The organism is Bacillus sp. 16GRE42 (assembly GCF_019837435.1).
Taxonomy (GTDB): Bacteria; Bacillota; Bacilli; order Bacillales; family Bacillaceae_G; genus Bacillus_A; species Bacillus_A wiedmannii.
On record NZ_JADAXF010000003.1, the window covers coordinates 449007 to 461371 of the forward strand.

The 12365-nt window shown below is 34.8% G+C and carries 10 protein-coding genes and 2 other annotated features (1 of these 12 only partly in view); all 10 genes read left to right on the forward strand.

Annotated elements, in window-relative coordinates:
- Positions 1 to 19 precede the first annotated feature (19 nt).
- Positions 20 to 751: a Bax inhibitor-1/YccA family protein gene (locus ILS93_RS18815; protein WP_001260655.1), complete on the forward strand. Its 732-nt coding sequence runs from the start codon at positions 20 to 22 to the stop codon at positions 749 to 751.
- A gap of 154 nt (positions 752 to 905) precedes the next feature.
- Positions 906 to 1160: a DUF4318 domain-containing protein gene (locus tag ILS93_RS18820; RefSeq protein ID WP_088046778.1), complete on the forward strand. Its 255-nt coding sequence runs from the start codon at positions 906 to 908 to the stop codon at positions 1158 to 1160.
- Positions 1161 to 1318: 158 nt separating this feature from the next.
- Positions 1319 to 1657, forward strand: a complete 339-nt coding sequence (locus tag ILS93_RS18825; protein WP_064473950.1) for a single-stranded DNA-binding protein — start codon at positions 1319 to 1321, stop codon at positions 1655 to 1657.
- Between the two features lie 164 nt (positions 1658 to 1821).
- The gene (locus tag ILS93_RS18830) at positions 1822 to 2949 is read left to right on the forward strand and encodes a conserved virulence factor C family protein (RefSeq protein WP_064473949.1); all 1128 of its coding nucleotides are present in this window, start codon (positions 1822 to 1824) and stop codon (positions 2947 to 2949) included.
- Between the two features lie 3 nt (positions 2950 to 2952).
- Positions 2953 to 3336, forward strand: coding sequence for a thiol-disulfide oxidoreductase DCC family protein (locus ILS93_RS18835; RefSeq protein WP_000634876.1), 384 nt, complete (start codon positions 2953 to 2955; stop codon positions 3334 to 3336).
- 83 nt (positions 3337 to 3419) lie between these two features.
- Complete coding sequence (locus tag ILS93_RS18840; RefSeq protein ID WP_000063705.1) at positions 3420 to 3854, forward strand: BrxA/BrxB family bacilliredoxin; 435 nt, start codon at positions 3420 to 3422, stop codon at positions 3852 to 3854.
- A gap of 49 nt (positions 3855 to 3903) precedes the next feature.
- Complete coding sequence (locus tag ILS93_RS18845) at positions 3904 to 4680, forward strand: class I SAM-dependent methyltransferase (protein ID WP_088046779.1); 777 nt, start codon at positions 3904 to 3906, stop codon at positions 4678 to 4680.
- Positions 4681 to 4720: 40 nt separating this feature from the next.
- Positions 4721 to 4935 (forward strand) — a binding site (T-box leader).
- 44 nt (positions 4936 to 4979) lie between these two features.
- Positions 4980 to 6668 carry an arginine--tRNA ligase gene (gene argS / locus ILS93_RS18850; protein WP_222661102.1) on the forward strand — a complete coding sequence of 563 codons (1689 nt, stop codon included), beginning with the start codon at positions 4980 to 4982 and terminating at the stop codon, positions 6666 to 6668.
- A 133-nt stretch (positions 6669 to 6801) separates the two neighbouring features.
- Entirely contained in the window at positions 6802 to 7722 is a 921-nt protein-coding gene (locus ILS93_RS18855) for a class I SAM-dependent methyltransferase (protein ID WP_222655362.1), read from the forward strand.
- Positions 7723 to 8040: 318 nt separating this feature from the next.
- On the forward strand, positions 8041 to 12243 hold the full coding sequence (locus tag ILS93_RS18860; protein WP_222661105.1) for a bacteriocin-processing peptidase family protein: 4203 nt from the start codon (positions 8041 to 8043) through the stop codon (positions 12241 to 12243).
- Between the two features lie 99 nt (positions 12244 to 12342).
- Positions 12343 to 12365: a binding site (T-box leader), on the forward strand (it continues 217 nt past the right edge of the window).

Consider the following 12365-nt stretch of genomic DNA (forward strand, 5'->3'; position numbering starts at 1 on the left):
CTATTTTAGGAGGGAAAAAATGAGAACATCTAATCCAATGTTGAAAAAAGAGGCATTCCGTAAAGAGGGAGCAAGTGCTTCTGCGATGACGATTGGCGGAACAGTAGGCAAAACGTTTATTATGCTTATCTTGCTACTTGCAACGTCTGTCTATTCATACATACAGATGATGCAGGGGACGATGAAGATGCCAGTACTAATTGGTGCTTTAATCGTTGCGGCAATCATCGCATTTGCGTCTATGTTCTTCCCACGTATTTCACCTTTTGGTGCACCAATCTATGCGGCAGTAGAAGGGGTTGTATTAGGTAGTATTTCAGCGGTTTATACAATGAAGTTTGGCGATTCTATCGTTTTAAATGCTGTATTACTAACAATCTCAATTCTATTTGCAATGTTAGTGTTATATGCAACGCGTGTAGTAAAGGTAACGGATAAATTCCGTACAGGCGTGATGGCAGCAACACTTGGAATTATGGTTATGTATTTAGTCGTATTTCTACTAAACATGTTTGGTGTAACTGTTCCGTATATTCACCAAGGCGGTACAATTGGTATTATTATTAGTGCAGTTGTTATCGTAGTTGCTGCATTAAACTTATTACTAGATTTCGATTTAATCGAAAATGGTGTACGTAGTCAAGCTCCGAAATATATGGAGTGGTACACTGCGATGGGACTAATGCTTACATTAGTTTGGTTATACTTAGAAATTCTTCGTTTCGTTTCTTACTTTACGAAAAATGACTAATAAAAAAATCCTGCATGAAAAATGCAGGATTTTTTTATTTTCAAAGATAGAGTGAAATTTTAATCAGTGAGGCTTATACTGCCTGTTAATGCAAGTTAATTTCGGTAATGGTATAATATGGTTGTTGGTAACTCAAATTGAAGGGGGATGGAATATGATGAAAGAGAAGAAAAGGATTATGAAAAAACTATTTTCTAAAAGTTTTTTCATAGAACTAGAAGATGCTTTAACGTATCCATCATCAGAAGTTATTATTTCCGCTATCGAAAGGTATGCGGTTGAATGTCAGGAACAATTGAATTTTGAGAGTAAAGTTAAACCGATTACTTTTTACTTAGAAAATGTAATGTATCGTGTTGAGATAAAGATGGCTCGCGGTGGATATTACATTTCCTGTAGTGAAGTATAAATTTTGAAACCTTACATGTTTAATATATGTAAGGTTTCTTTTTTTCTTTTACAGCATATAAAATAATATTTTTTACTTTAAAATATATTATTTTACGTTTTTTACCCTTCATACATTTTTCTTTACAATAAAGAAAAATATGTGAGGTGGTATAACATATGATGAATCGAGTTGTATTAATCGGTAGATTGACAAAGGAGCCAGAATTATACTACACAAAGCAAGGGGTCGCTTATGCACGAATATGTGTTGCGGTGAATAGAGGTTTTCGAAATAGTTTAGGTGAGCAACAAGTAGATTTTATTAATTGTGTCGTTTGGCGCAGATCGGCTGAGAATGTAACTGAATATTGTACGAAGGCGTCTCTTGTTGGAATTACCGGACGTATTCATACGAGTAATTACGAGGATGATCAAGGTAAGAGAATATATAAAACGGAAGTTGTAATTGAGAGCATTACATTTTTGGAGAGAAGGCGGGAGGGTGCATCGCAATAAGATGGGATTTTAAACAATGGGTTTGGGGGAATTAGGTGGAAAGAGAAAGAATGAAAAGTATGATGATTGAAAGAAATCAGCAAGATAAAGCATCCGAGTAGGTTTAAAGAGGTGGAACATGTTACAATACAGCTAAGAACATGCAATAAAGGAGAGTTTTTTACGTGAAGATTAAAGCAATTGAACCGACGCCAAGTCCAAATACAATGAAAGTTATTTTGAATGAAGTATTACCATCAGGAGCGCGTAATAATTATACAAATGAAAATAAAGAACAAGCACCAATGCAAGTGCAAGAAATTTTGAAAATTGAAGGCATTAAAGGTGTATATCATGTAGCCGACTTTTTAGCAGTGGAGCGAAATGCAAAGTTTGATTGGAAAGTTTTATTACAACAAGTTCGTGCTGTTTTCGGCGAAGAGGTAGTAGAAGAGAGTGAAGGACAACAACTTGCTCATTTTGGAGAAGTGAAAGTGTTTGTTCAAATGTTCTTTACAATTCCAATGCAAGTAAAGTTAACAGATGGAACAACAGAAGAACGTGTTGGCTTACCAGATCGTTTTAAAGAATCAATTATGAAAGTTCAAATGTCTGCACCAAACGTTGTAAAAGAACGTAAATGGGTGGAACAAAGTACACGTTACGGTAATTTTGAAGAAATCGGGAAAGAAGTAGTGGAAGAGATTGTTGCTGCTTATTCAGAAGAACGTGTAAATGAAACAGTTAAAGAATTATTAAACCAGGCAGGTGCTGTTGAAGTAACGATTCAAAAGCGTGAGCCATATAAAGTAACAGAAGAGATGATGAAAGATGCTGACTGGAAAAACCGTTTTGCGGCATTAGAACAAATGGATCCTACTGAAGAAGATATGCTAGTGTTGCAGATGGCGTTAGATGATGAAAAAGTTTCGATCCGCCGTTTAGCAACAGCGTATTTAGGTATGGTAAAAGGTGATGGAGTATTGCCGTTATTATATAAAGCGTTATTAGATCGTTCAGTAAGTGTTCGCCGTACAGCGGGCGATTGCTTATCTGACGTAGGTGATCCAGCAGCGATGTTCGTTATGATTAAATCTCTGAAAGATTCAAGTAAATTAGTACGCTGGCGTGCAGCGATGTTCTTATTTGAACTTGGAGATGAAAGTGCGATTCCGGCATTAAAAGCAGCGCAGGATGATCCAGAGTTTGAAGTAGCGATGCAAGCGCGTCTAGCATTAGAGCGTATTGAAGGCGGAGAAGAAGCAAAAGGTTCTGTATGGAAACAAATGACGGAGTCTCGTAAAGGAGAATAATGTATGATTGTTTTCTATGATAGTTGGTGCCCGATGTGTACGGCGGTTGCAGAACGTACGAAAAAATTAGATAAAAAGGGTAAGATGAAATTTGTTTCATTTCGAGATGAAGATGTAGTTGAGAAGTATGAACTCTCTCAAGAACTACAAAGCAAGATGGAACAAAGATTGTATATTTTAAAAAATAATAAGTGGTATGACGGGATTCATAGCATACATGTATTAGCAAAGGCTGTTCCATCTTACTGGTTTGCCGTGCCTTTTATCAAACTATCTATTGTACTTGGATTTGGAAGTAAAGTATACGATTATATCGCTAACAATAGAAAACTTGTCCCAGTTGGACATTGCCGTGAAGGGGTTTGTGAAATCCCTACAAAAAAATGAAATCATCGTAATCTTTCTTTTGCACCTAGTAATAGAGCGTGATATGATGAATTTGGAATGAAAGTTGAAGGAGAGATTACAAGATGTCAAATGCTTATGAAGAATACATGCGTCAAATGGTAATCCCAATGCGTCAAGAATTAGTGCGTTCTGGGTTTGAAGAGTTAACTACAGAAGAAGCTGTAACAGAATTTATGGAAAACACGGCAGGTACAACTTTAGTAGTTGTAAACTCTGTTTGTGGTTGTGCAGCTGGTTTAGCACGTCCATCAGCAGGTCAAGCGGTTGTTCGTGCTGAAAAACAACCTGATCATCTTGTAACTGTATTCGCAGGCCAAGATAAAGATGCTACTGCAAAAATGCGTGAATACTTCGGAGAAATTCCTCCATCTTCACCATCTATGGCATTATTAAAAGGAAAAGAAGTTGTTCACTTCATTCACCGTCATGAAATTGAAGGTGCAACTATGGACGAAATTATTACGAACTTAGAACAAGCTTTTGAAAAGAATTGCTAAAGAAGGGGGAGAGTAAATCTCCCTCTTTTCTTTATATAGAGGTGAAATAATGATCGTAACAACAGCAGGAAGAACGAACAAAGAAATGACAGATTATGCAAACAAGGTAGCAGCAGAATTAAATCGTTCTTTCGTTAAACGTAATGACGTAACAGTACATAAACTGCATGAGCAGTATGAACAAGATGTACTTGTTGTAGGGAAAAACCGATTAGCTATTTATCCGAGAGGAACGGAAGAGTCGTTTTTCTTTCATCCAAACTCAGCGATGTTTCGTGTGAAAAGGTTAATGCGCGGAGAACATGATCCGTTTGTACAAGCCACGCAATTAGAGAGCGGAATGACAGTGTTAGATTGTACGCTTGGCATGGCATCAGATAGTATTGTAGCTAGTTATATTGTTGGTGAAAGAGGAAAAGTAACGGGACTTGAAGGCAATGAGTATATGGCTTATATTATGGAAAATGGTTTGAAAACATGGTCTTCATCTGTTTCTGAAATTGATGAGGCAATGCAACGAATCGATGTGAAGCAAACGGAGCATTACGCATTTTTAACACAATGTGAAGATAATAGTTATGATGTCGTGTACCTTGACCCAATGTTTGAAGAAACTGTTATAGAATCAGATGGAATAAAAGGATTAAAACACTTCGCTTTGTATCATGATATTACTGATGAAACAATTGCGGAAGCGAAGCGTGTGGCGAGAAAGCGTGTCGTTTTGAAAGATCATTTCCGTAGTTCTAGATTTGAAAAACACAATTTTCACGTATACAAAAGAAAAAGTGCTAAGTTTCACTTTGGTGTAATTGACCCTTGCTAATTGTTTGAAAAGATGTATAATAAGCAATAATTAATTAAATATACTGTCGGTGACGAAGAGAGTAGTCTTTTTTTGAAGGAAAGCGAGCTAGGGGTGGTGTGAGCCTAGTGCAGAAGAAAAAGATGAAGCGCACTTCGGAGATGCTTCTTGAACGAATAGTAGAGTAAGCCGAGGCCCCCTGTCCTCGTTATAAACGGGAAAGTGGTTCGTAATGAACAACAAGGGTGGTACCACGGGTTAAAACTCGTCTCTTTTTAGAGACGAGTTTTTTGTGTTTTAAAAATTAAGGAGGTTGTAGTATGGATTATAAAACGCAGTTTGCGGAAAGTTTATCTAATATTTTCACGAATGAATTAACACAAAACCAAATTTTAGATTTAATCGAAACGCCGAAACAAGATGAATTCGGAGATGCGGCATTTCCATGTTTTTCACTTGCGAAGCAATATAAAAAATCACCAGCTATTATCGCAAAGGAAGTTGCGGAGAAATTACATGATCCGTTCTTTACGAAAGTAGAGGCTGTTGGTCCTTACGTAAATGTATTTTTTAATCGTGAAACTGTAAGTGATGCAGTGTTAAAAACGATTTTAGCGGAGAAAGAAAAGTACGGTCAAAATCACTTTGGATGTGAAAAGACTGTAGTTATCGACTATTCCTCTCCGAATATCGCGAAACCTTTTTCAATGGGGCATTTACGTTCTACAATGATAGGGAATTCATTGAAACATATCGCTGAAAAATGTGGCTACGAAGTTGTAGGAATTAATTATATTGGAGACTGGGGCACACAGTTTGGAAAGTTAATTACCGCTTATAAAAAATGGGGAAATGAAGCAGTAGTTAAAGAGGATCCAATCCGTGAACTATTTAAGTTATATGTTCAATTCCATGATGAGGTAAAAGACGACGAAGAACTAGAAGAAGATGGACGCGCTTGGTTTAAGAAATTAGAAGAAGGTGATGAAGAAGCGGTTGAGCTTTGGAATTGGTTCCGTCACGAATCCTTAAAAGAATTTTCTCGTATTTATGAACTTCTCGGTGTTGAATTTACTAATTTTCAAGGAGAAGCTTTTTATAATAACTTAATGGAAGATTTTATTGGAATTTTAGAAGAACATGATTTGCTTGAAGAGTCTGAAGGCGCGTTAGTCGTTAATTTAGAAGAAGAGGGAATGCCGCCTTGCTTAATTAGAAAATCAGATGGTGCGACGATTTACGCAACACGTGACTTAACGGCAGCTGTATACCGTCAAAACACATATGCATTTGATAAAGCGTTATATGTAGTTGGCCCAGAACAAAGTTTACATTTTAATCAATTTTTCACTGTATTAAAAAAGCTTGGTTACAATTGGGTTGAGGGCATGGAACATGTACCGTTTGGGTTCATTTTAAAAGACGGTAAGAAAATGTCGACACGTAAAGGAAGAGTTATTTTACTTGAAGAAGTACTTGAAGATGCAATAGACCTTGCAATACAAAATATTGAAGAGAAAAATCCAAACTTAAAACAAAAAGAAGAAGTAGCAAAGCAAGTTGGTGTAGGGGCAGTTATTTTTCATGATTTAAAAAATGAGCGTATGCATAATATTGAATTCTCATTAGAAAATATGCTGAAATTTGAAGGTGAAACAGGACCGTATGTACAGTACACACATGCACGTGCTTGCTCTATTTTAAGAAAAGAAAGTGTAGAATTTGAAACGTGTACGTTTGCATTAAAAGATGATCATAGCTGGAGTGTCGTAAAATTACTTAATAAATTCCCACAAGTAATTGAGGCAGCCTTCAACAAAAATGAGCCATCAATCATTTCGAAATACGTATTAGATCTAGCACAATCGTTTAATAAATATTACGGAAATGTACGTATATTGGAAGAGAGTAAAGAGAAAGACAGCAGACTTGCATTAGTGTATGCTGTGACAGTTGTCTTAAAAGAGGGGTTACGATTACTTGGGGTGGATGCTCCTGAGGAGATGTAAAATAAATAGGTATACGTATCATAGTAGATATGTATGCCTATTTATTTTTATAGAAAATATGAAAGCAGAAGTTTTATTTTATTAAATCTAAATTTTTCTAGAATTGTTTCAGGTGTAGGAATGTCCTTATTAAATGGAGAATTGTAATGTCATATATAAAAAGGAGGTGTTAAACTTGGAAACATACGATTGGAACAGTAAATTAAAATATTTAAAAAACACGAGAGATTTATATTACAATGACGATTATGTCAGCTTTTTAGTAAATACAGTTTGGAAGATTACTAAGCCATTACATATCGTTGATTATGGTTGTGGATATGGTTATTTAGGCTTAGTATTAATGCCTTTACTTCCAGAAGGATCAAAGTATACAGGCATTGATAGTGGAGAAACATTACTAGCTGAAGCGAGAGAGTTGTTTCGTTTACTTCCGTATGAGACAGAATTTCTTGAGGGAGATGCTACAGAAATTGAATTGAACGATACATACGATATAGCAATTTGTCATGCTTACTTATTACATATGAGTTCGCCAAAAACGATGCTACAAAAAATGATACATTCAATTAAAAGGGGCGGAAAAATAATCTGTTTTGAACCACATTGGATATCAAATATGTCTTCATACTCTTTAGATGGAGAGAATCAACCGGAAATTATTAGACTAGGTGCTTTGCAGAAGTTATTTGAAAGTGACATGCAGAGAAGCGGAAAAGATGGAAATATTGGTATGAAAATACCGATGTTTTTAAGTGAACTAGGCGTAAAAAATATTGAATGTAGAGTAAGTGATAAAGTGAACTTTTTAGATTCTAATATGCACCGTAATGATAAAAAAAGGTTGTATCATTCATTAAAAGAAGAGGGGGTTGCAGGGCATCCAGGTGATAAACAGCAAGTTATAGAACGTTTAATGACTAGAGGATTAACATATGATGATGCGCTAACTCAATATGAAGCTGAACTCCGATTTTTTAAAGCATTTCAAATGCACTCTTCTTTAGTATATGCTCCGAGTATGAAAATTACATTTGGTGAAATAGAATGTTGAAAGATAGCGATTTATTGAGGATTGTCATTTTTTGTCGGTAAGTCGATATGCACCGTATAATCGCTGATATATTTGAATTATCGCCGATATAATTCCATGTACGGATTTCGGCTTCCAAAAGATAAGATCCTCATGTTACGTTATTCCATTTAATTAAACAAAATATGGAGAAAAACAATCATTTTTACTATATTTTGTTATAAATTTGAATAATATTAATTAATACCATCCATTATAAGAGATTTTAGTTGAATACCTACAATATGATGTGTAAAATCTAAGCAAGTAGCAGTATAAATAAATATTCGAGGTGAATACATGCTAGATTTTAAGCAGTTAGATGCTTGTTTGAAAGACAAGAGATTTATAGATGGATTACAGGAAATAAATAATGAAATTTCATATATAAAAGAAAAGAATACTTTATCTTATTTGAAGAATTGGCTTGCTAGTGTTCCTTCGCATAAGGAGTTTGACATATTAATACGTCTTACTGATGAAGGGCTTATGCACCAATACAGTTCATTCCTCATTCGCTACGCCTACAAAAAATTCCCAAATATGAGAACGCTCTCTTTATATTGTGATGAGTTAATTGATGAGCGGAAAATACTTGAAGTAGAACAGTTGTTAAAAGACTCATTAGAAGAGGTAAATAAAGAAGAAATAGAAGCTGATCTTTTAGCGAAAACATATTTTACGTTAGTACGATGTTTGTTGGAAATGAAACGAAATGAAGAAGCACAAATCTATATGCAAAAGGCAGAGGAGTACAGTTCACGTGCCGTATTTGATAAATGGGGCTACGTCTATATGCATACAGGTGAATGGGAGAAAGCAGAAGAACAATTTATAGCTGGCATGCAGCATAAAGATTGTGAAGAGTTATCTACCTATTTATTATCACAGTTATATGCGAATCAAGGAGAACAAAAACGTGCTTTACAGCTAATTGATGATGCGATTGTAAAGTTCCCGCAAGTACCATATTTTCATTTTGAAAAGGTAAAATATTTATTAGATTTAAGGAAGTATGAAGAAATGTTAGCGGTAATAGATAATATAAATAATCAGCTTCCTTATCATGCGTATAAAGCTTACTTTGTACATTTACGTGCAGAAGCGCTTTACAAAATGAATAAACTTGTAGATTTACAACAGTTATTAAAAGAAGAAAAAAGTTTAAAAGAGTCTTTATATCATAATTTAGAAAAAAATCCAGATGGAAAAAAGGTGCACTTACCGATAATTCCGATTGTACAAAAGGATAATTATTGTGTTCCGACAAGTTTAGAAATGATGTTGCAATTATGGGGAGAAAAACGTACACAAGATGAAATAGCAGAGTTTATTTTTGATATGACAGGCTCAAAGTTTTCAGATACTGTTTCTTATTTAGAACAATTAGGTTATGAATATTGTTATTTTAAAGGTAATGAAGAAAATTATAAGAGACTGCTGGATGAAGGGATTCCGGTTTTATTAAGTATAGATATTGAGCATGCTTCACATGTACAAGTACTATCTGGATATGATGATACGTTACAAGCTTTTTATGTTCAAGATCCGAACTTTATAGAACCAGTTATTGTGGAATATAGTAAGTTACAAGAAAAATATCGTTACACAGGTTGTTTAGCGATTACGTTTGTTCCGAAAGAAAAGAAGGAGCGATTAGCATTTTTAAATGAAGAAGAAAATCATTATTTTAAATCTGTTTTTTCTCTTACGGATCATTTAGATGAACATGATAAAGAGGGGATTCATAACTTAGTACAATTTTTAAAAGAGACGAGTGATAATCCGAATACGTGGTTATATACGGTTAAGCATTTAGATGTTGAAGTAGATAATGAGTTTATTATATGTTGTATTGAAAAGTTAATGGAGAAGTTTCCAAACTCAGATTTTGTTAAATTGCATGGTGCGCAGTGCTTTATTCGCCTTCAAGAATTAGAAAAAGCCGGGCAAATGCTGACAAGTGTTGAGAAGAAAAATAATCGTGCTTTATATCATTTAATAAACGGAAGATATGCTTTTGAACAGGAGAGTTATATAGAAGCGATTTCAAGTTTTCGTTCATCATTACAATTAGACGCAGATCAGCCGATTACTTGGAGTTTTCTCGCTTTATCATACATGTATATCGATCAATCTGAAAAGGCGTTGCAGTTTTCTCAAGTTGCTTTAGAACGTAGTCCAGAAAGATTCACTTTAACGAATCACGGATTAATATTAATAGATTTAGAAAGATATGAAGAAGCGTATGAAATTTTTAATGACCTATTAAGAGAGAATAAAAATGAGGCACATGTATGGTATGAGCGCGCGAGATGTGCGCATCATTTAGGGAAATTACATTTAGCGATAAAAGGGCTTAAAGTAGCGATTTATTTGGATAGTAATGCACCTTACATCTATACGAAACTTTCGGAAATATACGAGTCTGATTTGAAGGATGAGGAAAGTACGAAAGAAATTTTATTAAAAGGTATTGAGAATTGTGACGATAAGGCACCTCTATATGTAAAACTCGGTGACTATCATTTTCAAAATGATAGTCTGGAAGAAGCAGAAACATTGTATAATCGTGCATTAGAAGAAAATCATGATGATGTTTATTCTCACTTTGGACTTACGCAAGTTTATATGGCGAAAGAACAATACAAGGAAGCGAAACAATATATTCTCGGTATTGAAAAACAAATTGAAAAGAGCCAAGATTTTCTTATGAATGCGGGAATGGTTCTATGGGATGCTGAGGTTGAACTTGGTGGAAATGAAGAAGGGTTTAAAGTAGCTTTGTCTAAGTTAGAGAGTGGTATAAAGCAGAGCGAATATAATGTGGCAAGTGCGTTAGATGAATATGTGAATCGAATTAAAGGAACGGTATTTGTACAAAGAGGTATAGCATTCTTAAGAACGTTACACAAAGAAAGAAATGAAATAAGCGAATACGGTTGTTATACAGGTATTTTATATGAATCTATTGGGCAGTACGGCCAAGCGATGAAAAGGTATAATAAGGCGATAGAACAAAAGGAAACGGCATTACCTTATTACCGAATGGGTGAAACACTTATGGTATTAGGGCAATTGACGGAAGCAAAACAAGCGTATGAAACATGTTTAGAGCTTGATGAGAATTTCGAAGGTGTACATTTACAGCTTGCAGAAATATACGAAAAAGAAGAAAATCGTTCTAAAGAACAAAGTCATATGGTTCAGGCTATGAAAGAAGAGCCGATGCATATTAATATGGAATATTTGGCGCAGCTTTCAGTAGAAATGAGTCTTCAGGAAGAGTTACTGACAGAACTAGAACAATTAGCGGACGAAGCACCTGAAATATGGCGATTAGATGCGATTGCATATGTGTATGGAGCGATGGATGAAATAGATAAAGAACAAGCACAGATTGAAGAGGCACTTCAATTAGATAGTGAGCATATAGAAGTTCTATATCATTATGCCAAAGTGTTAGTGAAAAAAAGAGATGAAAAAGCAATTGAAATTGCAATGAAAGTTATACAAAAAGATGCAAATAATGAACGAATATTTGATGTGTATGTAAAAGCGATAGAACAACATAAGAAATTGTCTAACATACGAGATTTTCTTCATACATTAAAGGTGAAGAAGGCAGAAAGAAGTATGGCATTTATGTATGCTGCATCTGCGGTGACGGAAAGATGGATTGAACGTCAACAAAATGAACAGCCGAAGAAATCCATAATTACGAGAGCTTTTTATCGTATGAAAAACCGTGCGAAAGAAATTTCGATTATTACTACAATCATTGATTTGTATGAAATTTCGTTAAAGTTAAATCAAAAAAATAGTATGGCAGCGCAGCGATTTTCACTATTTTACGAGAATGTGGCGATGTATAAAGAGGCGAAAGATGTATTGCAAACATCGTTAGAAAATAAATGGGATTACGATGTAGCGAAGCAACTTGTAAATCTTTTCATAGCGTGTGAGGAAGAAGATATGTTACGGGATGCTTCAGAAATAACGAAGCAAATGGTTCGAGAGTTACCAGATGATTATGATACGCTTCTTTTACAAGCGCAAGTATTCTTTAAAATAGGAGAAGAAAGAAAAGCAGAAAAGATTACCTTACAATTAACGGAGCAAACACCGTTTGTAAGTAGAGCGTTTCTTGCTTTAGGAGAAATGTATCAAAGTCAAGAAAGGTTTGAAGAGGCAATTCATATACTAGAAAATGCTTCTATACATCATCCAAATGAAGCAGCAATTCTTCTTTCTTTAGCATCTTCATATCATGATACCGGCCAAACACTAAAGGCAGAAAAAATAACAAATGATGTATTAACAATAGATGCGAGTGATTTGTTAGCAAGATACGATCGCGCTTGTTATTTAGCACAGTTAAACAGAATTGAAGAGGCGAAGGAAGAGCTTGAAATTGTTCTTCGTGAGGATGAATCAGGATTCTTTGCTGAGCTTATTGAAGAAGATGAAGATTTAGCTGGAATACAAGAATTTGAGAAATAATTGTATAGGAATAGTGAAAAAAGGATATAAATAAATATATATTTCGAATTAGTTGACAATTCATTGCCCAATGGCATAAAATAGCTTTTAATAAAGTATACAAATCTGAAGACGAGAACGAG

Coding starts and splice junctions, on each gene's coding strand:
- ILS93_RS18835 (WP_000634876.1), top strand. CDS start 2,953: ATGATTGTTTTCTATGATAGTTGGTGCCCGATGTGTACGGCGGTTGCA.
- ILS93_RS18815 (WP_001260655.1), top strand. CDS start 20: ATGAGAACATCTAATCCAATGTTGAAAAAAGAGGCATTCCGTAAAGAG.
- ILS93_RS18840 (WP_000063705.1), top strand. CDS start 3,420: ATGTCAAATGCTTATGAAGAATACATGCGTCAAATGGTAATCCCAATG.
- ILS93_RS18825 (WP_064473950.1), top strand. CDS start 1,319: ATGATGAATCGAGTTGTATTAATCGGTAGATTGACAAAGGAGCCAGAA.
- ILS93_RS18855 (WP_222655362.1), top strand. CDS start 6,802: ATGGAGAATTGTAATGTCATATATAAAAAGGAGGTGTTAAACTTGGAA.
- ILS93_RS18860 (WP_222661105.1), top strand. CDS start 8,041: ATGCTAGATTTTAAGCAGTTAGATGCTTGTTTGAAAGACAAGAGATTT.
- ILS93_RS18845 (WP_088046779.1), top strand. CDS start 3,904: ATGATCGTAACAACAGCAGGAAGAACGAACAAAGAAATGACAGATTAT.
- argS (WP_222661102.1), top strand. CDS start 4,980: ATGGATTATAAAACGCAGTTTGCGGAAAGTTTATCTAATATTTTCACG.
- ILS93_RS18820 (WP_088046778.1), top strand. CDS start 906: ATGATGAAAGAGAAGAAAAGGATTATGAAAAAACTATTTTCTAAAAGT.